This window comes from uncultured Muribaculum sp. (genome assembly GCF_910583865.1).
Classification (GTDB): Bacteria; Bacteroidota; Bacteroidia; order Bacteroidales; family Muribaculaceae; genus Muribaculum.
Genome location: NZ_CAJTYX010000032.1, coordinates 1 through 22,923, shown reverse-complemented (window position 1 = coordinate 22,923; position 22,923 = coordinate 1). Strand labels below are relative to the sequence as shown.

Genomic DNA, 22,923 nt, shown 5'->3' with positions numbered 1-22,923 from the left:
AACATACCTATTACATATGTACAGAGAGGGCAATACCAATCAGTACCATTAAGAAATCAAAACTCTATTCACATAAATATAATTTATGAAACTTCAAGTAAGCAACACTAACGCACCTGTGTGGCGCGACATTATGGTGAAATCCGACCTTCCCGCCAAGCTCAAACCGCTGGAAACTCTTTCACGCAACCTTTGGTGGGTTTGGAACAGCGAGGGCAAATCTCTGTTCCGCGATCTCAACCCCGACCTTTGGCGTGCCGTCGGCGAAAACCCCGTGATGCTTCTGCAACAGTTGGGCTTCGAGCGTCTACAGGAAATCCTCAAGGACACGAAGCTCATGGATCGTATCGAAAAAGTATATGCCGACTTCAAGGCCTACATGAAGATGCCCATGCGCAAGGATGTACCCTCGGTAAGCTACTTCTCGATGGAATATGGATTGTGCAACGCTCTCAAGATTTATTCCGGCGGACTCGGAGTGCTCGCAGGCGACTATATCAAGGAAGCCTCCGACAGCTGCATCAATATGACCGCCGTAGGTTTCCTGTACCGCTACGGCTATTTCACCCAGACCCTTTCTGTAGACGGTCAGCAGATTGCCAACTACGAGCCGCAGGACTTCAACCAGCTTCCACTCGAACAGGTGCTCGATGCCGACGGCAAGCCTGCCATACTGGAAGTGCCCTTCCCCGGCCGTATCGTCTACAGCCACATATGGCGCGTGAACGTAGGCCGCATGTGCCTTTATCTGATGGACACCGACTTCGACATGAACTCCGAGTTTGACCGTCAGATCACCCACCAGCTCTACGGCGGCGACTGGGAAAACCGTATCAAGCAGGAATACATGCTCGGTATCGGCGGAGTGCTCATGCTCAAGAAACTCGGCATAAAGAGCGAACTTTACCACTGTAACGAGGGCCACGCGGCACTTCTCAACCTACAGCGTCTCGTCGATTACGTTCAGGACGACCATCTCGACTTCAATACCGCTCTCGAAGTGGTACGTTCGTCGAGCCTTTATACCGTACACACTCCCGTGCCCGCAGGCCACGACTATTTCGACGAAGGCCTCTTCGGCAAGTACATGGGAGAGTTCCCCCAGAAGCTCGGCATTTCATGGAGCGACCTCATGAACATGGGCCGCGAGAATCCCGATTCGCCCGAACGCTTCTCGATGAGCGTGTTCGCTCTCAACACATGTCAGGAAGCCAACGGGGTAAGCTGGCTCCACGGAGAAGTGTCGAAGAAGATGTTCGCAGGCATCTGGAAGGGCTACAACTGGGCCGAAAGCCATGTTGGCTACGTGACCAACGGCGTGCACATGCCCACCTGGGCCGCATCGGAATGGAAAGAACTGTATGAAGCCACATTCGGACCGGAGTTCTTCCAGCACCAGAGCGATGTGAAATACTGGGAAAAAATCTACGACGTTGCCGACAAGGACATCTGGGCGCTCCGCACCGCGATGAAAAACAAGTTTATCGACTTCGTACGCCGCGACTTCAAGGAGAAGTGGCTCAAAAACGCCGGCGACCCCACCCAGGTAATGTCGATTACCGAGAAAATCAACCCCAACGCGCTCATCATAGGCTTCGCCCGTCGCTTCGCAACCTATAAGCGCGCCCACCTCCTTTTCTCAAACCTCGATCGTCTGGCAGCTATCGTCAACAACCCCGACCGTCCCGTGCAGTTCGTATTTTCCGGCAAGGCCCATCCCGCCGACGGCGCCGGACAGGGACTCATCAAGCGCATCGTGGAAATCTCGCGCATGCCGCAATTCCTCGGCAAGATCATCTTCCTTGAGAACTACGACATGATTGTTGCAAAGCGCCTTGTCAGCGGCGTCGACATTTGGCTCAATACCCCGACCCGTCCGCTGGAGGCATCCGGCACATCGGGAGAGAAGGCCGAGATGAACGGCGTGCTCAACTTCTCCGTGCTTGACGGATGGTGGTACGAAGGCTACAAATTCTGCGAAGAAGGCGGTTGGGCGCTTACCGACAAGCGTACATTCACCGACCAGGGCCAGCAGGACAAACTCGACGCCGAGGTAATCTACACAATGCTCGAAAAGCAGATCATACCTCTGTACTTCGAGAACCGCAAGGGTGGTTTCTCATCGGCATGGGTCAAATATATAAAGAACTCAGTGGCCAAGATAGCACCACACTTCACCATGAAGCGCATGATCGACGACTACATCGACCGCTTCTACGACAAGGAAGCAAAGCGCTACAAGAAGCTCCATGCCCACGACTTCGCTCTTGCAAAGGAGATTGTGGCATGGAAGGAGAAGGTGGTCCAGGCATGGCCCGGAGTACACACCGTATCTGTAGAGGAGTTCAACGCCGATCCAGCCAACACCAAAGCCGGCGAACCGTTCCGCACTGTCATCAAGCTTGATACCAACGGCATCGGCCATGATCTCGGCGTTGAATGCGTCATCTACAAGATCGAGGACGGACAGGAGAAATACGAAGGACGCGAAGAGTTCAAACTCGTGGCAGAAGATGGCAACATATTTACATACGAGCTTAAGACCAAACTCCGCGAAGCAGGATCGTTCCGCTACGCCTACCGCGTATATCCCAAGAACGCCGAGCTTCCCCATCGTCAGGACTTCGCCTACGTACTTTGGATATAATAAATCAACATCGACAATACTTACGGCGGGGTGTCGGCTTCGACACCCCGCCGTTTTTGTCCGGACTGAAAGACTGTGAAACCGGTAGATATTTAGTGATGACGAAATAACGCACAGAGTATACAGAGAGCACAGAGAAAAAATCGTTTAATCTATGTGCTCTCTGTGTGTTTTGTGCGAGATTTTCTAAAGCGGCTGTCATAAAAGATAAAAGTCAGGCGGTGCGCCTCGAAAGGCACACCGCCATTGGATAATAGTTTATGGTCTGATGTCCAGACAGGCCGGTCGGAGTTTCTTCAACTCGAACGAGGCTCTAAAAAAGCTGTCGTGACGAGGTTGGAAAGAGGCCGGAGAGACAATCGTCCGTTAGATTAGTAGTTCCACTGGCAAGCAACCATCGACAAGTTGTTGCAACCGATTGTACGGAAGTCTGTGATGTAGTTGTAGCGGCAGTTGATATAGGTAAGAGCCGAATCAAACGATACATCAAGCATTGTCAACTGGTTGTTGTTGCAGATAAGACGCTGTAAGAAAGTCTGGTTGCTCAGAGTAAGCGTGGTCAGGTCATTGTAGGAGCAGTCGACATACTGGATGTTGGGGCAGTTGTCTACAGAAAGCTGAGTAAGATCGTTGTAGGAACATACCACATCGATAAGAGCGTTACAGTTGCGCAGGGCCAGCGTGTTCATGCGGTTGTCGGAGCAGATGAAGGTGCTGAGCGAAGGCAGACCGGAGATGATGAGATTGCTGATCTCATTGTCGTCGATGTTGAAGTTGGTAAGATTCTCCACACCAAAGAGGTTGATGGTGGTCAGCTTATTGTAACCGCAGTATAGGTTCTTCAGCTGTGCGCATCCCTCTACGTTTAATGCTTCGAGGTGGCAACCCTGGCAATTGAGAGTCTTAAGGGTGGTGGCATTGGCTACACTCAGTTCCACGAACAAGTTGTTGGAGCAATTGAGGTTTGTCAAAATCGGAGTGCCTTCAAGGCTCACGTCGGTAAGACGGTTGCGGTAGATGGCCAAATCGGTAAGCGAAGTGTTGCCTTTCAGAGTCAGTGTCGAAAGCTTGTTGCGGCTTGCGTTGAGATTTACAAGTGCGGCATTACCGGTCACATCGAGCGATGTAATGGCGTTGCGCGACACATCGACCTTCTTAAGAGCGGTGAATCCGGAGAGATTCAACTCGCCTGCCAGATGCTTGTCCTTCCACTGTATGGCCACGACACGTCCGTTCTCCACAGTAATGCCCTCCCATGTAGAAGGAGCCGACATATCGGCAATCTTAAGAGCTTCTCCATTTGTACCGCCCTTTTCAGAGGTCTGTGCGGCAAAGGCCTGAAGCTGTTTCACCTCGTTTTTATTCATTTTCTGTGCGAAAGCGGTCACGCTACCCAGCATGAGAGCAATCAGAAATAAAGCTTTTTTCATAAACATTGAATAGTTGAGTTAAATACTTTTTATACCCTTAAAACAATGTGCATAAAAAAAGGTTTTTAATGGTTCTTAAATTTATCGGCCACGGCAACCAACATGGCACATAAACAACGGTGTCCGACATCATTATGGATGCCGGACACCGTAATCGTAGATAATGCGTTTCAACTAAACGTCACTTTGCTTCTTCCGGTTCGAGAAGGAAAACACGATAGTTGTTTTGGTCTAAAAGGCGCTTCATATAGGCTGCCACGTCGGCAGCTGTGATGGCCTTTACAATGTCGGCAGCTGTGAACAATGTATCGGCCGGTACGAGCTGATACCCTTGCATCGCATCGATAAGCGAGTCGTTTCTCTTAAGCGACTCCTCGGCAGTCTTTAGCATGAACTCCTTCACCTTCGAAAGTTCCTCCGGAGTAATATTGGCCGAATCTGTCATATCCTCGATCTGCGAGGATATGATCTCGAGCACCTTGTCGCGCATCTCCGGCTTCATAGGGAACACAGACTGAAGCGACGCATTTGGATCCGAGTAGCGCCATAGATTTCCGTTGGCCCATATCGAATAGACCGCGCCGAGATCCTCACGCACAAGCTTTATCAGGCGTGCGCTGAGTATCTGTCCGGCTATGCTGGCCAAATACTGGTCCTTTGCGGTAAAAGGCTCATTGCCGGTGACCATCACGGCGGCATAAGTGGTCGGAGTGTCCATCGACTGCTGCACTATCTCTGTTGCTGAACCTTTGCTCACTCCGAGCGAAGGGTCGAATGCAGGGAGCTGCGCCTTGACAGGCTTACCGGGGAGCGACGCTATATACTGCTCTACAAGGGGCTTGAGCGAATCGACCTCGAACGAACCGACAAAATAGAACGTGTATTCACCTGCATTCGCGAGTGCATTCTTCACTATATTGAGCGAACGGGTGCGATCCGCAGCATCTATCACAGCCATATCGGCAAGATGGCGGCGAGGCGAAGCATAGATATGCTCGTTGAGCTGCTTTGAGAACTGGTACTTGGGGTTGGACTCCTGGTTGTGGAGCATCGAACGCATAGTGTTCTTTCCTGCCTCGAACTCGTCGGCAGAGAGCGTGGCATCTGTAAACAGCGCGTAAATCAGCTCCATCATCACCTTAAGGTCCTTAGGCACTGCAGAGCCAGAGAGATCGCGAAGGTAATTGCTCAGTTCAAGTCCTAACGATGCCTGCTTGCCGGCCATGAACTTGCCCAGACCGGCATTGTCATACGGACCCATGCCGAGCTGTGAAAGCGTCACGTCCATATAGCGCAGCTCGTTGTCGAGACTATCGGGGAGCGTCGAAGTACCGCCGAAAGCGCGTGCGGCAAAAAGGATTTCTCCAGCCTTGAAGTCGGTAGGCTTCGCCACCACCTTAGCACCGTTGGACAGCGTCCACACAGTGGCTCCGTACACCTTATCGATGCCTGTCGCAACAATCTTTCCGGGTGCCGGAAGTGTGGCTATAAGAGGTTCCTTGATAACATTGTCGACATATCCCTCGATATCCTCGCCATCCACGGCGGCAAGCGCCTCGGCGAACTGCTGCTCGGTTGGAATATTTATCCCCGCCTTATCCGGGAACATGGCAAGAAGCACACGGTTGTCAACCGGCATAAGCTGCGCCATGGTCATGTTGACCACTTCCACGGGAATCTGGTTTGCAAGCATCGACATGATGGCATACAGGTTTTCTATGCCGGGAATAGGCTCACCGTCGGTGAAGTTTGCCACATAGCCATTGACAAGCGAAGTACTCGTCTGCGTTGCCCGGTTGGTGTAGCGCTGCTCGAGCTGCGAGAGGTATTCGCTACGGGCGCGGTCATACTCGGATGCAGTGAAGCCGCTTCTGGCTGCACGCAGGCCTTCGCGGTATACTGTGGCAAGCGCTTCTATAGCGCTGGTGTCCTTCGGGAGAGCCACAAGCGAAAGTGCGTCCTTTGTCTTTGACATGAGATACTGCCCATACTGTACCTGAGCCACGCTGGCAGGCGAATCGGGCTTCGACATGATGTCGGAAAGACGCGTGTTGAGCATCGACATAGCCATGGAGATAACGTAATTCTCAAGCAGGTAGTCCATGCCACCCTTCTCCGTGTCGGGAGTGGCGTCATGCTTGAACATCAGCTGCATCACATTGTATGGCATCTCCTTGTCCTTGCCGATGGCATATATGGTGCCGGGGGTGTCGGGCACTGGATACGACTCACGGGCTGCCGGATTGACAGGCTTCTCGATTGTGCCGAATATCTCCTTGATCTTCGTCTCTATACGGTCCGGGTCGATGTCGCCCACCACTACGATGCCCTGCAGGTCGGGACGATACCACTTCTCGTAGTAATCACGTAGCACCTGGTGGGGGAAATTGTCGACCACTTCCATCGTGCCGATAGGCATGCGGTGGCCATACTTGCTGTCGGGGTACATCGAAGGGAGTAGCTGCGTCAGGATTCGCGACTGGCCTACATTTCCTTGTCGCCATTCCTCGTGGATGACTTTGCGCTCCTTGTCGATCTCCTCCGGATCGAGCAACAGTCCGTCGGCCCAGTCATGGAGAATAAGCAGGCATGTGTCCTGCACTCCTTCGCGCTCCACAGGCACATTGGTCATATTATACACAGTCTTGTCGGTCCAGGTAGCTGCATTAAGGTTCTGGCCGAACTTCACGCCTACACTCTCAAGCCAGCCTATAAGCTCGTTGCCGGGAAAATTCTTAGTACCGTTGAAGCACATGTGTTCGAGGAAGTGGGCAAGACCGCGTTGGGAGTCCTCCTCCTGGACTGCACCGACTTTCTGTGCGATATAGAAATCGGCCTGTCCCTTGGGATAGTCATTGTGACGTATATAGTACGTCAACCCGTTGTCAAGATGGCCGATGCGCACGGCGCTGTCTACCGGCACAGGGGGCAGTTGAGGCATCTGTGCCAATGATACGGCAGGCACTAGAAAAACAGCCGCAAAAGCTGCCCTGCATAATGGTTTAAAATACTTCTTCATTACGTGTGATATGTGTTTATTATTGAAGATTGTCTTAAGAGGTTGTTTAAAAACAACCTCTTAATTAAATGTTAAATATATGCAAAATTAAACAATCCTCAGCAAACAGAGAATTAATCCATCAATATTTCTCACAATAGCCGTCGCACCGAATCGACAAAACGTTCATCATCCATGTCATATGGAAGCCAATGTATCGGAATACCCCTCTTCTCCATCCCGCGAAACCAGGTCATCTGTCGTTTGGCAAACTGATGGATGGCCGTCTCCAGTCCGTTGAACATCTCATCGTAGGTCATCTTCCCCATGACATAAAGCGTCAGGAATTTATATTCGAGTCCATAATATATCAGGTTGTCCGGATCGATACCCTCCTCACCGATCAGACGGCGCACCTCATCGACCATGCCACCGTCCAGTCTCGCCGCCAGCCGCTCGGAAATGCGCCTCCGGCGGTCATCGCGCGGAATGTCCACTCCCACCACCACCGCATCACTGATCGGACGCGTACGTGTGAGCGCAACTTCTTCAGGATGGTCGATATAGTAAGTCTGGATCTCGATAGCACGTATGGCCCGCTTGGCCGTGTCGACATCGGTCACGTTGTGCAGGCGTTTCATGCCGGCCAGGATTTCAGTCAATTCTTCAAGCGATTTGCCGGAGAGAGCCTCGCGTAGGGAGGGATTTTCCGGGACCTCCGGGAGGTCGATTCCCTTGAGTACTGTCTCGACATAGAGCCCCGTCCCACCGCACATTATAGGCATCCTGCCACGAGAACGTATATCGGCATACACCTTGCGGAAGTCGCGCACATATTCATATAGATTATAGCGGTATCCCGCCGGACATATGTCAATGAGATGATATGGCACGTCGCCGTATTCATCCAGATCCTTTCCTGTCCCGAGATCCATGCCACGGTAAAGCTGGCGGGAATCAGCGCTGATTATCTCACCGCCGAACGCACGGGCAACGGCCACGGCCTTGCGGGTCTTTCCCGAAGCCGTAGGACCTGTGACCACAAGCAGGCTGCAATCAGTTGGAGATACCTCGCACATATCTGCGCCAAAAACGCTTGAAATAGAAAAACGGACGGTCCTCGTTGTCCTTGTCCACGAAAAGCCATTGCGGATTGTTGTAGTCGACAATCAGTTCGGCCACATCACGCAGATGAAACGATGGCTTGTAATGCTTTATCTCATAAAGGCGTCGACCGGTGATGTCGTATGTCTTGAAAGCCATCATTACAGTGTATATGCGCTCAATCTCGCTCATTAGCATCGGAGCCACCTCTCTGTTCTCCATCATGCGGAACAGCTCACTTTGAGTGAACCATTCCCCCTCCAGACCGCTGCCATGAAGCTCTGAAGGAGAATCGAGCACACATATATAGTGGAATATGTTGCAGTCTATATGAAAATTGGCATTCTCATACAGGAAGCGCAGACCGGGATGGAATGAATTTCCTACCAGCCTGCCAAGTGTAGTGGCAGCATCATACTCGGTGACGCGCTCGCGATAAGGGATATAGCTTTGGAGAGGTGTATCGGCTTTCTCGTCAAGTTCCTCGCCTGTGGCACGCAAAAACATACTGTCATCACACAATATTATATACCGAATCAATGTGGACGACACATGGTCATTGGCCTCTCCGGCGATGTTCTTGCGGTAGAAAGCGTCAATCGAAACATAGCGTATGGCAAGATTCACGAGCGACAGCAAATAGAGGATGACCGGAATCCATATATAAAAGAATACATCGGCGGAATTATAGTTGACATTGGAATAATGCCAGAAATAATAGCCCCATGAATATACAGTGACGATAAGCGACGCTATCATGAGCATGCGCAACTGAAAGCGTCCTTCACGGGTAAACACCGTCCCGAGAAACCCGCGCTCGTTCGAACGACCGAAACGGGCATGACATTCGAAGCACACCGACAACGAGTTGTTGCGGAAATATGCCACGAGTGTCACTGCGAGAGTCACCGGGGCCATAATCAATACCGTGACATACGGTATACGCGGGTTCACCACTCCCGACTCCAAAAGCGACGGATCTACTATGTGGAGACAGTAAAAGTTGATAGCCACCATAATCACCGCGGAGATGAACAGTATCCGCGAGGCGACGTAGGGAATCAACAGACAGGATGAACTCTCATTCTCCCGCATCGCCTTCATACGTCCCAACAACAGGAACTGCAGCCCGAGAGCGACGGCAGGAAGCCAGAGCTTCGACATGAACAGTGCGCAGAACAGCGTGGCCGTAAGCGCGCCGACCGACAATGCCCAATTAAGCCACAAGCCGTGGATTGCATATGAATTTGCCCGATATCGTCTTTCTTCCATTGCTTCCGGTTACGTTTACAATGATAGATGATTCTTTCTCATAATTCTCCTAACGCATAGAGCGGTCAAAATGTTGAAGCATCTTCAAATACACAACCGCCCTTGCACCGCATCCGTAAATCGAATGGTTCATATTGGGGAAAAGGAGCATGTCGCAAACGGATCCCTGCGACTCAAGCACGGAGACATACTGCAAAGTGTTCATCAAGTGTACATTATCGTCGGCTGTACCGTGCATCATGAGCAGGTCGCCGCAAAGCGATGCGGTGCGGTTTATAGGCGCTCCGAGGTCGTAGCCCTCAGGATTTTCAGCCGGTGTAAGCATGTAGCGCTCGGCATAGATGGTGTCGTAATAGCGCCATGAGGTCACCGGAGCCACAGCCACCACAGCCTTATATGGCGCGTCCTTTGCTGAAGCTGCCATAAGAGCCTCATAACCTCCATAGCTCCACCCGAATATGCCTATACGGTCAGAATCGACAAATGGGAGCGATGCAGCATAGCGGGCGGCATTGATCTGGTCGACAGTCTCATACTGACCGAGACAGCGATATACCGAATGCTTGAACGCGGTGCCACGACCGCCGGTGCCACGACCGTCCACACATATGATGACATAGCCCCGGGTAGTGAAGAAATAGTCCCAGTCCATACGCCACCGGTCGAGCACCTCCTGCGAGCCGGGACCACTGTATTGATACATGATTACCGGATAGCGGCGTGAAGAGTTGAAATCGGCAGGCTTGAGGATATAGCCGTTGAGAGTATTTCCGTCGGAATTCATTGTAAAGAATTCCTTACGGGGTAAAGCCGGATAGCGTGACATGTATGCCTTGTTGTCGACGAGTGTACGCACCGTCTTTCCGTTCGAGGGATTGGCAATGGTGTAGACCGGAGCAGCCGTGACATTGCTGTAGTTGAGCACGCATAAATCCATCAAAGGTGTGAACAGAGCCGATGCCGTGCCGTTCTCGGGAGAAATATTAGTCACACGCCCCTTTGCGTCGATTCGGCTCACCACGCGGCTCAATGGAGAGGTCGATGCAGCCTGATAGTAGTGTATGCCGGATTTTGGATCGTAACCGTAATAGGCGGTAACATCATAGTCGCCGGATGTAATCTGACGTTGCTGCGCGCCGGCATAGGAATATTTATATAGATGGTTGAAACCCGTGCGCTCCGACATCACCACGAATCCGTCGGAAAGGAGTTTCATACCTTCATATGCGATAGGATCGATCCATCCGGTGCGCGACTCGTCGACATATACAGACTTCGACACGGTAGATTTCGGATTCACAGAGTATATCTCCATGCGGTTCTGTGCACGGTTGAGAGTGGCCACCATCAGACGGTCGCCTTCGGGAGCATACTCGATGCGCGGGATGTATTCAATGCGACGATCGGCGAAATCGACGGTCTTTGTCTTGCGCAGATCGACATCGTAGCTATGTAACGAAACCGACACGTTCTTCTCCCCCGCCACTGGATATTTATATGAGTAGCTGCCGGGGTAAAGTGCATATTCGTCTCGCGGGTCGCATGTGCCCTGATAGAGCGGGAACGTGTAGAGCGGCACGGCAGTCTCGTCGTACTTCAGATAGCACAGCGTGGAATTGTCAGGCGCCCATGCCATGGAGCATGTCGTGTCAAACTCCTCTTCGTAGCTCCAGTCGGGAACACCGTTAATGATGTTGTTACGTGAACCGTCGGTGGTTACGGCCACTTCCGTCAGATAGTCAAGCTTTGAGATATAAATATTTCCGTCGGCAACGAAAGCCACCATACGGCCGTCGGGCGACCATTGCGGTGCACGCTGACGGGGATGTTTTTCCGACAGCGGGGACAGCACATTGTGTAGCACTTCATAGATGAAATATTGTGCCGTAAACGAACGGCGATAGACAGGCTCCTTCTCGGCATAAACGAGCACATACCTCTCATCGGGGCTGAAAGTGTAGCCTGCGATGCGTGAAATGGTATTATCGCGGGTGCTCTTGACGTCTATTACGGTGGCAATCTCCTTGCCGGTACGTATGTCATAGCGAACGAGGCGTCGCCCATCGTCGGCAAGGGCCGTATAGGTTTTACCGTCGATGCCGAATGCCATGGCGGCAGGAGCTTCGGGAGCGTTCAAAGGGTAGACATATGGAGCGATGTCGGCGCTTTTAACGGCGGCATCGGCCTCCGTGGCACACGGCATGAATGAGGAGCAGAGCAAAGTGACCGGTAATAATATCCTTGTTGTCATTATGGTAATCTTTGTCGTATCGAACAGAGGGCGGTTAACCCGTAATTTAAATCTTATTATCAGAAGAGAAGCATCTGGGCATCGTTTTCTGGGGGCTGAGGCTTCCGTGGAGGCTCCTGATAACCGAAATCAGAATCAGAAGGTGATGTCACTTTCAGATTTGCGCCTTCGGGAGGAGTTGCCACGAGCCATTGGGTGGAATCCATCGACTCATCTATTGCCGATATGCGCGGCACACTCCTTTTGGGACGGCCACGCCGTTTTTTTGGGACGTCAGCCACGACTGCTTTTGCGACATCAGCCTCCTGAGGATTATTTTCCTGGACGGATGATGGAGCACCGGTCTCGACCGCAGGAAACGGCGCGTCAGAGACAACGGACACATCGGATACCTCTGCCAGACGACTCTCGGCCTCATCAAGACGCGACTGTAGTTCGCGTGAATGTTTCTCAGCGGCCACAAGACGTTCTTCAGCGGCTTTCATCGTGGCCTCAGCTTCAGCAAGACGGTTGGTCAGGCGTGTGATCTCGCCCATACGCTCATCACCGTCGCAGACGGTATCGGCAGCCTCTTTCTTCACGCTGTCAAGCTGCGCCGTCAATTCATCTATACGGGCACGCAACTTCTCGCTCTCACGGCGGTAAGCCTCGTCGGTACTCTCACGCATTGCATTGGCCGCATTCATGGCGGTAATCTGCTTGTTGGCCTCGGCAAGACGTGTACGCAGTTCCTCGAGTTCCTGCACGTCGGATTGCTGCAGTTGCTGCACCTTGATTTTGTTCATCAAGCTTTTCACTTCAAGGTCATACTGTTCCTTGTCGGCCATTGCGGCAGCAAGCTGCTGCTCAAGGTCACGTATGCGCTCATTGAACGTGCGTTTCTGCCTGTCAGCGCTTGCCTTAAGCGCCTTAAGGTCGTCGGAAGTCTTTCCTTTTTCCTTAATTTGAGCCCGGAGATTGTCGATTTCCAGAGTCATCCGACGATGTTCGGCGTCGCGGTCACTATAGGCCCTACGCAGTGCATCCTCCCTGATGCGCCCTATATAGTCGCGAAACGAGGCATCAACGCAATCATAGAGATAGCGGCGCTGCGCATCGACATCGAGACATTTACGGATGAATTCCGGCTGCGCCTCGTTGAACACCTCAAGCAGGGAATCAAATATGGTCAACGGAAAAGCCGTAGCGGAATCCTCTGAATCGTTCTCCACGACTTGCTGATTGCACACATCCGATGAGACATCCTTGTCGCAGCTCCCTTCACTGCAATCGTTTGTGTTGTCTGACCCAGAGGACTGCTCCGTAGATGCCGTTCTTGACGGCTGCTGTATAGGGAGCGCGGAGGGACAATCCGACAGGTCGTCGAGATCTTCGTCGTGCGACCTGAATCCCAAGGCGCGCAGAAATGAGTTCATAGCCATTGCATGGTGTTGTGTTAGTTGGTTGCATCTGCATGCGCGCCGCCTTCGGGACGTACCACTACCCCGTGCCCCTTTCGTCCGTTTATTCCGATCACAAGAGGGGTGGCAAAGCGCACGATGCGCACAAACTGGCTGTCATACTCCGCCGGCATGGAGTCGAGATAATCCACATCGTAGAATCCTTCGTTGCCGGAGGGGTTGATCGTGAAGTAACCTACCCCGAACGACGTGAGATTCTGGAAAAAGTGGGTGCCTTGGCTCGGCTCTATACGATAGCTGGAGAGCGACGACTCCACGATAAGACGCGCCGACGATATGTGCGGCCACTTTACGGGGATACCCAGGGCGGTGTCGCTCGACCCCCAGCGTCCGGGGCCGATGAGCACGTAGCCTTCGTTACGCTCCGTAAAGTTACGATTTATTTTCTCAATTTCACGAGCTATTAGCGAATTATTTGCCGAATTGAAATTCTGAGGCTTCACATAGACGATAGTGCTCACATTGTCGATGGTGCCATGGCCGAGAGCAGCGTCGCTGCGCAATATCAAGGCGTTGTCGGGCAACCCCAGGATACTTTCATCGACAATCTCCTTGCGCTCGACAATCGGACGTATCTGAAGCCAATACAATGTGCCTTTGGAAGTATCGCTTACATCCACCACTCCGGCAAACTCAATCTCAACCGGACGACCCATCTCCTCGGAACCTTTCGAGAGCATGAAATCGGTAATCTCGGCCAAAGGATATACCTTGTGCTGGAGTATGTTGGCAAAAGTGACCACACGACGTCCGTCGCCTTCGTCACAGTCGCGTATCACCTGGTCGTAGGGATCGTAGGTGGACACCATGTAACGCAATGCTCCGGAGCGGGTCACATCCTGTATGCGCAGACGCGCGATATTGAACCCATCATCAACCTTGAAGTCGGAGATAAGCTGCTCGCGCATATCAAGAGCATAAAAACGGGTCTGGGTATCTCGCAGGGCCAATGTCAGCTCCGATGTCTGCAACACCTTGTCGGGATGGCGCGGGGAGAAGCGCAGGCTCAGACCGCCATCGACAATATATTTCCCCAACCCGACTGCAGTCTCCACAACGCCGTCCTCCGGCTCCTCGTCGTTGATAGGATAGTAATTGAGTGAACGACCTACTCCGGAGAATGAGGGGAAGTAATAGTCCCCCACCCTGCGGCCTACCACCTCCTGTATGATAACAGCCATCTTCTCCTGGTCGATGACATTCTGCGTGGCCACCATGTAGGCCTTTGAGTCGGCATAGAACACCGAGGCATAGACGCTCTTTATGGCATCCGACAGCATGGCAAGCATCTCATAGCGATCCTCAACGTGCGGAATCATATAGGTCGAATAGATACCGGCGAAAGGCTGGTAGTGGCTGTCCTCCAGAAGCGACGACGAACGTATGGCCAGCGGCTTATCGACCACCTCGAATAGCGCGAAGAAGTCCTCTATGAGACGCTCCGGAAGCCTGCCCTGGAGGAAGGCACGAAGAATCTCTTCGTCGGGACGGTCGGACAACGCTATCGGGTATAGGTTGTTGCTCTCCATGAACTCATCGAATATGTCGGTGCATATGACCACCGTGCGAGGTATGGTGAGAGTCACCCCGTCGAAATTGTCGCATACGGGATTTTTCTTGATTATGGAGTCGATGAATGCCAGACCGCGCCCTTTGCCGCCGAGAGACCCCTGCCCGATACGGGCAAAATTGGAATAATGGTCAAAACGGTCCTTGCGGAATATTGCCACCACGCCACGGTTTTTCATCTTCCTGTACTTTACAATAAGGTCGAAGAAGAGCTGCCGCACGGCAGGTGCTTCCTCTATGCTCTTGAAACGATGCCCCTTTATGACCTCAGCGATAGGGAACAATGCACGGGAATAGAGCCATCGGGATATATCGTTGTAGCTCGCATGGTAGAACAACGAGTTGGCGGGTATGTCGAATATGTGATGCTGAAGATCCTTCAGGTCATGTATGCGGAGGATTTCGTTACCGGTCTCCGGATCCCGGATTATGAAATCGCCGAATCCGAAGTCGCGCATGATGGCGTTGCCAAGATCCACGGGAAATTTCTTCGAGTTCTTGTCGATAAACTGTCCGCCGAAATCTTTTACCTTCAAGCGGTTCTCCTCCTCGCTCGACTCAATTATGATGGGTAGGTAGGGGTCGCGCTCGCGCAAGTATCGCGCCAGCTTCAGTCCGGCGCTATTATCCTTCTCGCCCTCGCGCTTGAACGACACGTCGCTGATCACCCCGAGCATATGGTTGCCGTAACGCTCATAAAGCTCGACGGCTTCCTCGTAATCGCGGGCAAGCATAACCTTTGGGCGTCCACGCATGCGCAACATCTGCTCATGCTCGTTCAGGGCCTCCGTAGAGAAGATAAGCGACTGCTTGAGAAGGAACTTATACAACGTGGGGAGCACCGAGGAGTAGAAACGCACGGAATCCTCGACGAGAAGTATCATCTGCACACCCACCTCGTTGATGTCGTTGTCGGAGTTCATCTTGTCCTCCAATAGCTTGATGATGGCAAGGAGCAGATCCACATTGCCAAGCCATGAAAATACATAGTCCACCCCTGCAAAATCCTCGTTCGAGAGACGTCGCGACACTTCCTTGCTGAATGGGGTGAGTACCACGATCGGAATGTCCGGACTGACGGTCTTTATGCTCTTCGCACCTTCGAAAGTCTCACTGAGGTCTATGCCAGGCATCATTATGATGAGATCGAAATGCTTTACGGCAAGCAGGTCAAGAGCCTCGGAAGGACGCGAGACACGGGTGACGCGCGGCGGCGAACTAAGGTTCAGGGCCACGTACTCGAAATAAAGTTGCTCCTCCACTCTCCCGTCCTCCTCCATCATGAAGGCATCGTAAGGCGACGCAACGAGCAACACATTGAAGATACGCCGTTGCATCAGATTCTGAAACGCCGTATCCTTCAGATATAATTGACTGAGACTTTCCTCGTTCATCTTCTTTTGGGACTATCACATGTGAGCGACAATTCCGATACAAAGTTAACATTTGTGGCGTTTGCCGCCAATCCTTTTCCCAACGAAAAAAGAGCCAATATATATTGAACCGTATTTTGGAATGCGATAATCCACCCTACGCTATAAGCCGAAAGCAGACAAGTGTCCGGATACTGTCAGCATCCGGACACTTGCAGTCAAGAGGTTGTTAGAAACAACCGTTAAATCCATGCCAAGCGATTCACCTGCATCATTCCACCTTGAAGTCGGCTTTGCCGCGTATGTCGCGGGAGGAAGCGCCCACAAGAGCGGTGAATTTACCGGGTTCACATACCCATTCATGGATGCGGTCGTCGTAGTAGCGCAGCGCGGAGCAGTCGATGTCAAACACCACCACCTTAGTCTCACCGGGCCGTAGAACCACTTTTTTGAATCCTTTCAACTCTTTCAGTGGACGCGGAAGCGATGATTTCTCATCGGATATGTAAAGCTGCACGGTCTCGGCACCGGTACGGTTGCCGGTGTTGGTGACGGGCACGGTGAGGCGCAAGCGTCCGTCGGGGGAAATCGGCTTGCGGTCAAGATCGATATTGCCGTAGTGGAATGTAGTGTAGCTCAGTCCATGTCCGAACGGGAAAAGCGGAGTGGTCTTTGCCTTATCGGCATAGCGGTAGCCAACGTAAATATCGTCGTGATAGTATTCCGGGATCGTATCTCCCCATTGCTTCGAGGCAGCCAAAGCGTCCTTGTTGCCCGGATATTCGCCTATGGCATGCGCCCCTACATCCTCCAACCGCGCCGGAAATGTAAACGGCAGCTTACCTGATGGATTAACGTCGCCCGACAACACGTCGGCAATGGCATTGCCGGCTTCCGACCCTATAAACCAACCCTGCACGATGGCGGGGACATCCTTTACCCATGGCATCGCGACGGCATTGCCGGATATGTTGACCACAACAAGATTCTTGTTGGCCTTGGCAAGAGCCACTATAACGGCGTCCTGCCCGTAAGGCAACCCGAGACCCTCACGATCGGAATCCTCGCAGTCCTGGTGTGGATTTTTGTTCAGACCTCCGAAGAAAACAACATAGTCGGCATCACGGGCCACATCGACGGCCTCCGCTATAAGCTCCTCCGGTGTGCGGCTGTCTGTCAGGTCAAGCAACTTCATGCCGTCATGCTCCTTACGCTGTTCACCGGCATATCCGCGCGCATAGACAATCTCCACATCATTGCCAAACCGCTTCTTCATACCCTCAAGAGGCGATACCTCATGCCTGGCTTTCAACGACGAACTGCCTCCGCCTACAGTCATCGGCTTGATAGCGTTCTCACCAATCACGGCGATTTTTTTCTTGCCATTGACATCGAGCGGAAGGATACCGCCCTCATTCTTGAGCAGGACTATGCCTTCACCTCCTATGCGTCGTGCGGCAGCAAGATGTTCGGGGGAATTCATCGATCCGAACGGCTTTGACTGATTCATCGCCGTGCGGAATATCAACCGGAGCACATTGGACGCCTTTGCATCAAGTTCCTTGGTGTCCACCTTTCCCTGCCGTATCAAAGCGAGATAAGGATCTGCGAGATGATAGCTGTCATAAGCCCTCTTCTTTCCTTCGGAAAGCCCGTTGGTCCAGGAGCCGAATTCGAGATCAAGGCCACCGTCAATAGCCTGCTCAGTGTCATGCACACCACCCCAGTCGGAAATCACAGCTCCATCGAATCCCCATTCATCACGAAGTATGTCTTTCAGCAGACGCGGATTCTGGCATACGTGACGTCCCTTATAGAGATTGTAGGAACTCATGATCGACCATGTGCCGCCATCCTGCACGGCAGCCTTAAAGGCGGGGAGATATATTTCATAAAGGGCGCGGTCGCTCAGGTCGACATCGGTAGTATGGCGGCGCTGCTCCTGATTGTTCAAGGCATAATGTTTCACGCATGTGGCTACCCCGTTGGACTGAACACCTTTGATATATGGAACGACCATGACAGATGCCAGATAAGGATCCTCGCCCATATACTCGAAGTTGCGTCCGTTGAGCGGCGTACGGTAGATATTAACTCCGGGGCCGAGCAGCACGTCCTTTTCACGGTAATGGGCCTCCTCCCCTATGCTCTTTCCATATAGTGCCGACATATCTGGATTCCATGTCGCTGCCAGACAGGTAAGCGCCGGAAACGCCGTACACGAGTCGTTGGTCCATCCGGCCTGCGACCATTCATCCCAGAACACTTCCGGACGAATGCCGTGAGGCCCGTCGGTACACCACAGTTCCGGTATGCCCAGACGTGCCACGCCCGGGGAGCTGAACTTAGACTGGGCATGTATGAGCGCGACCTTCTCCTCAATAGTCAACCGCCCGAGCGCATCCTGCACCCGCGCTTCCAAAGGTTGCGAACTATCCATGTAAACCGGCATATCTCCTGCCGAGAGCGCCAAAGCTCCAAAAGCACATAAGGTTGCTACTGTTGTCTTAAAACTCATATATCTTGATTATAAGGTTAATACTAAGAGTGTGTATCAAATTCGATTCCTGCGATTACGTACGTAGCGACCATCACGTCTATCTACAGGCGAAGAGTCAAGGTGCGGATTATAGCCGGGGAAAAGACGGCGTATGAGATCCGGACGATGGATACGGCGCAGCGAGGAGATTATGCCCGGACGGTAAGTGCGGTCATACCAGAAGAAATATTGCCGCTGGGCAAGCTTCTCCTCTGGAGAGACGGCACAATAAACCTTCTCGCCCGTGTAAGGATGATATCCGGAATAATATATCTCCGTAGCCACGGTCATCGGAGTCGGAGTGAAGTCCTGCACCTGTTCAAGATGCATGTCCAGATCGCGTGTCTCGGCGGCAAGCTGCGCCATGTCGATTTCATGGCATCCGGGATGCGAGGAGATGAAATACGGTATAAGCTGCTGCCGCAGCCCGCATGTGCGGTTAACCCGGTCGAATATTTTCTTGAACTCATAGAACTGACTGAACGACGGCTTCCGCATCACCTGCAGCACATTGTCGCACGTATGCTCCGGAGCCACCTTCAGGCGTCCGGAAACATGGTCGCGTATCAGCTCCTCGTTGTAGCGGCGGTTGGTGCGGTCGACGCGCTCATTTCCGGATGGATGCATCGAAAGGTCGTAGCGTACGCCGCTCCCGATGAACGATTTCTTCACGCCAGGCAGGGCATCTACGGCATGGTAGATGTCGAGCAACGGCCCGTGGTCGTTGTCGAGATTCGGGCACGGCTTTGGATGAAGGCACGACGGACGCATACACCGCTCGCACACGGATATGTCTCGTCCTCCCATCCGGTACATGTTGGCTGACGGACCGCCGAGATCGGAGATATAGCCTTTGAAATCGGACATGCGCGTTATCTGCTTCACCTCGCGGAGTATAGATTCCTTGCTGCGCGAGGCGATAAACTTGCCCTGATGAGCCGATATGGTGCAGAACGCACACCCGCCGAAACATCCCCGATGGAGGTTGACGGAATGCTTTATCATCTCCCAGGCCGGTATGGTCTTGCCGCGATAACGGGGATGCGGCAGACGCGTGTACGGCAGGTCGAACGAGGCATCGATCTGCGCGGTAGTCATCGGGGGATACATCGGATTGATGCGTACCACCTTGTCGCCATGGGGTTGCCAGATAGTGGCGGCGTGCATACGGTTGCTCTGCTGCTCCACATGCTTGAAATTGGCAGATTGCTTGCGTTTGTCGCGCAGACATGCCTCGAAAGAATTGAGGACGATATTCTCGGCATCCTGCGCCGGCATTTCGGCTATGGGACGGAGGGTGACACTCTGAGGCAGGTCGGTGATGTCGCCTATCTTCTCGCCGGAGGCAAGTCGGTCGGCAAGCTGCACCACACTAAGTTCACCCATTCCGTAGAGAATCATGTCTACCGGAGCGTCCGCCATGATGGACGGACGCAGACGATCCTCCCAGTAGTCATAGTGGCTGACACGCCGCAGCGATGCCTCTATGCCTCCGGCCACGATCGGGACATCTGGAAACAACGTACGCAACGCGCGGGAGTAGACAATCGTAGGATAATCGGGACGCATGCCGTGACGGCCGTCGGGGGTATATGCGTCATCACTGCGACGCCGGCGTGCGGCGGTATAATGGTTGACCATGGAATCCATGGCTCCGGGCGATATACCGAAGAACAGGCGCGGCCTGCCAAGCTTGCGGAAATCACGCAGGTCGTCGCGCCAGTTGGGCTGAGGCACGATGGCCACTTTCAAGCCATGAGCCTGAAGGACACGCCCGATTACAGCCGCTCCGAATGACGGATGGTCGACATACGCATCACCCGAAAAAAGAATCACGTCGAGTTCGTCCCACCCGAGCGCCTCGACCTCCTTTACAGAGGTAGGAAGCCAAAGCCGTGGGTCAATGTATGATGGTCTTTCCATTGTTTGCAGTCTATTCAGAAAGTTTTGCCAGATGTTCCTCCATCTGTAGTATCTCGTCGCGCATGCGTGCAGCCTCCATGAAGTCCATGGCCTTGGCGGCAGCGACCATCTCGGATCGCAGTCGCGTGATGGAGCGTTCAAGCTCGGCACGGTTCATGTAAGGCACCACCGGGTCGGCTGCAATATCGACCTTATGCGTATATTCTTGTATATAGGGCACTTTCTTTGCAGGCTTGTCGGAAGAGCGCCCCTTACCGGCAGCGGACCGGCGCTTGTCCTGATCGGTGGTTGCGGAAGATTCCTCCTCGTCGATTCCGATGATTGCCTGGCGCGCCTTGACGATAGCCTGCGGGGTTATGCCATGCTCCTCGTTATAGGCAAGCTGGATGGAACGTCGACGCTCCGTCTCCTCGATAGTGAGCCGCATGGAGTCCGTTATCTTGTCGGCATACATTATGACCGTACCGTTGAGGTTGCGGGCGGCACGGCCCACCGTCTGGGTCAGCGACCTGTGGCTGCGCAGGAAACCCTCCTTGTCGGCATCCAGAATCGCGACAAGCGAGACTTCGGGAAGGTCAAGGCCCTCACGTAGCAGATTCACTCCGATAAGCACGTCGTAGATACCCACCCGCAAGTCATCGAGTATGCGTATTCGGTCCAGGGTGTCAACATCGCTATGGATATATGCGGCCTTCACACGCATCCTGAGCATGAACTCATTCAACTCCTCAGCCATGCGTTTGGTCAGTGTGGTCACCAGTACACGCTCCCCTCGCTCTACACGGAGCTGTATCTCCTCCATAAGGTCGTCTATCTGGTTGAGGCTCGGACGCACGTCGATGACCGGATCAAGCAGTCCGGTAGGACGGATCAGCTGTTCCACGATTACGCCGTCGCTCTTCTCAAGCTCGTAGTCCGACGGCGTTGCCGACACATAGACGGTCTGCTTCGTCAGCTCCTCGAACTCATTGAACTTCAACGGACGGTTGTCGAGCGCCGCAGGAAGGCGGAATCCATACTCAACCAGATTCATCTTGCGCGAGACATCTCCGCCATACATGGCACGTATCTGCGGTATGGTGACATGGCTCTCGTCGATGATGGTAAGGAAATCCTTAGGAAAATAGTCAAGGAGGCAGAACGGACGCATGCCCGGCTCTCGTCCGTCGAAATAGCGGGAATAATTCTCTATGCCGCTGCAATGTCCTATCTCGCGTATCATCTCTATGTCGTAAGTGGTACGTTCATACAGGCGCGCCGCTTCAAGTTCTTTTGCTTCTTGCTTGAAGAATTCCACCTGCTCGCCGAGGTCAAGTTCCATCTTCGCGATAGCCTGCCCCACCCTCTCACGCGACGTCACAAAGATATTTGCAGGGAAAATCTTGAAACAGTCATGCTTGCCGAGCGACGCACCGGACTCGGCGTGGATCGTCTGTATGGACTCAATCTCATCGCCCCAGAATATCACCCTCAGTGTTATTTCCTCATAGGCGAGACGGATATCCACGGTGTCGCCTTTAACGCGGAAATTTCCACGCCCGAGGTCAAGCTCGTTGCGCGAATACAAGGCATCGACAAGTTTGCGCAGGAACACGTTGCGCGCAATCTTCTGCCCCGTTTTTATCTCTATCACCGACGCGTTGAAGTCGTCGGGGTTACCGATACCGTATAGACAGGACACCGACGAGACAACTATCACATCCTTGCGCCCGGAAAGCAACGCCGACGTAGTGGCAAGACGCAGTTTGTCGATCTCGTCATTGATCATCAGATCCTTCTCGATATATTTATCCGAGGACGGAATATATGCCTCCGGCTGATAGTAATCATAGTAGCTTACGAAATACTCCACGGCATTGTCGGGAAAAAACTGCTTCATCTCGCCATAAAGCTGTGCCGCAAGGGTCTTGTTATGGCTGAGCAGGAGCGTCGGGCGGTTGACCTGCGCTATCACATTGGCCATAGTAAAAGTCTTTCCCGAACCGGTGACACCCAGAAGTGTCTGTGCAGGCACGCCGTCCCGCAGGCCCTCCACAAGCTGCCTGATCGCCTCCGGCTGATCGCCCGTAGGCTTATATTCCGATTTTATCTTGAAATCCATCTTGTTTGCTCCGAGTGTTTTATTTGCTATAACAAAATATGCACAAATTAGGCCGTATCACCATATCATACGGCTAAAACTCCGCTTGTCCGCGTATGGTCAGCACCTATCGGCGTTCCGACCCAATATACGCACTTTCAGCCAAATACAACAAAACCAGTCCACACTCAGTGTAGTGTAAACTGGTTTAGTTTTCATCAAGTGCGGAGAGGACGAGATTCGAACTCGTGGTAGGATTGTATCCTACGTCGGTTTA

General features: G+C 52.8%; 11 protein-coding genes. 1 reads left to right on the top strand and 10 read right to left on the bottom strand.

Going from position 1 to position 22,923, the window contains the following annotated elements; genetic code table 11:
* The first annotated feature begins 85 nt into the window (after positions 1-85).
* Positions 86-2,647, top strand: a complete 2,562-nt coding sequence (gene glgP / locus QZ303_RS07935) for an alpha-glucan family phosphorylase (RefSeq protein ID WP_295731442.1) — start codon at positions 86-88, stop codon at positions 2,645-2,647.
* A 371-nt stretch (positions 2,648-3,018) separates the two neighbouring features.
* Here glgP and QZ303_RS07930 read toward each other — a convergent pair whose 3' ends face one another.
* The 10 genes from QZ303_RS07930 to uvrB form a co-directional block, all read right to left on the bottom strand.
* Positions 3,019-4,077, bottom strand: a complete 1,059-nt coding sequence (locus QZ303_RS07930) for a hypothetical protein (RefSeq protein WP_295731440.1) — start codon at positions 4,075-4,077, stop codon at positions 3,019-3,021.
* Positions 4,078-4,258: 181 nt separating this feature from the next.
* On the bottom strand, positions 4,259-7,018 hold the full coding sequence (locus tag QZ303_RS07925; protein WP_295731438.1) for a pitrilysin family protein: 2,760 nt from the start codon (positions 7,016-7,018) through the stop codon (positions 4,259-4,261).
* Positions 7,019-7,227: 209 nt separating this feature from the next.
* On the bottom strand, positions 7,228-8,154 hold the full coding sequence (gene miaA, locus QZ303_RS07920) for a tRNA (adenosine(37)-N6)-dimethylallyltransferase MiaA (RefSeq protein ID WP_295731436.1): 927 nt from the start codon (positions 8,152-8,154) through the stop codon (positions 7,228-7,230).
* Positions 8,132-9,451 carry a hypothetical protein gene (locus QZ303_RS07915; RefSeq protein ID WP_295731434.1) on the bottom strand — a complete coding sequence of 440 codons (1,320 nt, stop codon included), beginning with the start codon at positions 9,449-9,451 and terminating at the stop codon, positions 8,132-8,134. The genes miaA and QZ303_RS07915 overlap by 23 nt, the downstream gene beginning before the upstream one ends.
* Positions 9,452-9,500: 49 nt before the next feature.
* Complete coding sequence (locus tag QZ303_RS07910) at positions 9,501-11,702, bottom strand: DPP IV N-terminal domain-containing protein (RefSeq protein WP_295731432.1); 2,202 nt, start codon at positions 11,700-11,702, stop codon at positions 9,501-9,503.
* A 59-nt stretch (positions 11,703-11,761) separates the two neighbouring features.
* Positions 11,762-13,123 (bottom strand): hypothetical protein, encoded by a 1,362-nt coding sequence (locus tag QZ303_RS07905; RefSeq protein WP_295731430.1) that lies wholly within the window; start codon positions 13,121-13,123, stop codon positions 11,762-11,764.
* Between the two features lie 14 nt (positions 13,124-13,137).
* A complete protein-coding gene (locus QZ303_RS07900) occupies positions 13,138-16,125 on the bottom strand; it encodes a PEP/pyruvate-binding domain-containing protein (RefSeq protein WP_295731428.1) in 2,988 nt (995 codons plus the stop codon).
* 250 nt (positions 16,126-16,375) lie between these two features.
* On the bottom strand, positions 16,376-18,556 hold the full coding sequence (locus QZ303_RS07895) for a glycoside hydrolase family 3 C-terminal domain-containing protein (RefSeq protein WP_295731457.1): 2,181 nt from the start codon (positions 18,554-18,556) through the stop codon (positions 16,376-16,378).
* Between the two features lie 102 nt (positions 18,557-18,658).
* Positions 18,659-20,566: a YgiQ family radical SAM protein gene (locus QZ303_RS07890; protein ID WP_295731426.1), complete on the bottom strand. Its 1,908-nt coding sequence runs from the start codon at positions 20,564-20,566 to the stop codon at positions 18,659-18,661.
* 10 nt (positions 20,567-20,576) lie between these two features.
* The gene (uvrB, locus tag QZ303_RS07885; RefSeq protein WP_295731424.1) at positions 20,577-22,667 is read right to left on the bottom strand and encodes an excinuclease ABC subunit UvrB; all 2,091 of its coding nucleotides are present in this window, start codon (positions 22,665-22,667) and stop codon (positions 20,577-20,579) included.
* Between the last annotated feature and the right edge of the window lie 256 nt (positions 22,668-22,923).

What these genes read in the sequence shown, in the direction of transcription:
- miaA (WP_295731436.1), bottom strand. Translation starts at nt 8,154, where the DNA reads ATGTGCGAGGTATCTCCAACTGATTGCAGCCTGCTTGTGGTCACAGGT.
- QZ303_RS07925 (WP_295731438.1), bottom strand. Translation starts at nt 7,018, where the DNA reads ATGCCTCAACTGCCCCCTGTGCCGGTAGACAGCGCCGTGCGCATCGGC.
- glgP (WP_295731442.1), top strand. Translation starts at nt 86, where the DNA reads ATGAAACTTCAAGTAAGCAACACTAACGCACCTGTGTGGCGCGACATT.
- QZ303_RS07915 (WP_295731434.1), bottom strand. Translation starts at nt 9,451, where the DNA reads ATGGAAGAAAGACGATATCGGGCAAATTCATATGCAATCCACGGCTTG.
- QZ303_RS07895 (WP_295731457.1), bottom strand. Translation starts at nt 18,556, where the DNA reads ATGCCGGTTTACATGGATAGTTCGCAACCTTTGGAAGCGCGGGTGCAG.
- QZ303_RS07905 (WP_295731430.1), bottom strand. Translation starts at nt 13,123, where the DNA reads ATGGCTATGAACTCATTTCTGCGCGCCTTGGGATTCAGGTCGCACGAC.
- uvrB (WP_295731424.1), bottom strand. Translation starts at nt 22,667, where the DNA reads ATGGATTTCAAGATAAAATCGGAATATAAGCCTACGGGCGATCAGCCG.
- QZ303_RS07930 (WP_295731440.1), bottom strand. Translation starts at nt 4,077, where the DNA reads ATGAAAAAAGCTTTATTTCTGATTGCTCTCATGCTGGGTAGCGTGACC.
- QZ303_RS07890 (WP_295731426.1), bottom strand. Translation starts at nt 20,566, where the DNA reads ATGGAAAGACCATCATACATTGACCCACGGCTTTGGCTTCCTACCTCT.
- QZ303_RS07910 (WP_295731432.1), bottom strand. Translation starts at nt 11,702, where the DNA reads ATGACAACAAGGATATTATTACCGGTCACTTTGCTCTGCTCCTCATTC.
- QZ303_RS07900 (WP_295731428.1), bottom strand. Translation starts at nt 16,125, where the DNA reads ATGAACGAGGAAAGTCTCAGTCAATTATATCTGAAGGATACGGCGTTT.